This is a genomic window from Nocardioides sp. NPDC059952, assembly GCF_042730435.1.
In the GTDB taxonomy this organism is placed as follows: domain Bacteria; phylum Actinomycetota; class Actinomycetes; order Propionibacteriales; family Nocardioidaceae; genus Nocardioides.
This window is the reverse complement of sequence record NZ_JBHWLY010000184.1, coordinates 1-1,010: the sequence shown is the minus strand read 5'-3', so window position 1 is coordinate 1,010 and position 1,010 is coordinate 1. Positions and strand designations below refer to the sequence as shown.

Genomic DNA, 1,010 nt, shown 5'->3' with positions numbered 1-1,010 from the left:
GGCAGGTCGGGATACAGCCGGACTGCACACCAGCGCTCGGCGTACCGCTTCGACTGTCGAACGTTGGCGGCGCGCACTTCCTTCACCTGCCACATCTTCTGGCCTTCCATCCAAAGCCGGACACCAGGCCCGCCATCGGGCGTGACGCTGGCCGTCTCCCGGCCGTTGTACCAAAGAGCCCAGCGCTCACCGGTCTGGACCCAGCCAGAGGGAATCGGGGCGGTTCGGAAGCCTTGGTAGCCGTGCGAGGGAAGCATGGCCGGAAGGATACGACCGGCCGTCGCAGATCCTGCGAACGCGCCAGCGACCTGCCTGAATCGTTCGGGCAGAGTCGAGTCATAGTCGACCCTGTGCCGGCGCGGCGCTGCTCACGCGCCCCCCGGGTTGAGCTGCCATAGGCCCCGGATCCGGCGAAGTCAGGATGCCCGCCCTGCCCCGCCGACACCATCGGGCAACCTCGCCCTGTCGGGTCGGGGTGTCCCTACACGCCCCGGGCACGGCCGGCCGGGCTACCCTCCGGCCATGTGCGGCCGATTCGTCCAGCTCCCCGTGATCGACTTCGGCCAGCCGGGGCTGGCTGACCTTGCCCACGGCCTGGCCGAGATCCAGCCCAGCTACAACCTTGCCCCGACACAGCGCGCCTCGGTGATCCTGGACCGGGGCGAAGGCCGGCAGGTCACCCGGCTGGCGTGGGGCCTGCTGCCATTCTGGGCCAAGGCCAAGGGCCTGCAGGGTTCGACCATCAACGCGCGGATCGAGACGGTGGCCACCAAGCCCGCCTTCCGGTCGGCGTTCAAGAAGCGCCGGTGCGTGATCCCCATGGCCGGCTACTACGAGTGGTCGGTGAGCCCGATCGACGAGAAGAAAGATCCCTGGTTCATCCACGCGGCCGGGCCGCTGCTGGCCGCTGGCCTGTGGGAGGACACCAGCCCCCTGCTGCCCGACGGCAACCTGGGCACCTTCACCATCATCACCGGCGACAGCAGCGGCGTCTCGGCCGACATCCACGC

General features: G+C 69.3%; 2 protein-coding genes. One reads left to right on the top strand and one right to left on the bottom strand.

Translation table 11 applies throughout. The features are described from left to right. On the bottom strand, positions 1 to 257 hold a 257-nt coding region (locus ACFV9G_RS30070), incomplete at its 3' end, for a hypothetical protein (RefSeq protein ID WP_378733175.1). Positions 258 to 522: 265 nt separating this feature from the next. On the opposite strand from ACFV9G_RS30070, the gene ACFV9G_RS30065 reads away from it, so the two are divergent. Beyond that, positions 523 to 1,010, top strand: a 488-nt coding sequence (locus ACFV9G_RS30065; protein WP_378733173.1) for an SOS response-associated peptidase, incomplete at its 3' end; no start/stop codon positions are given.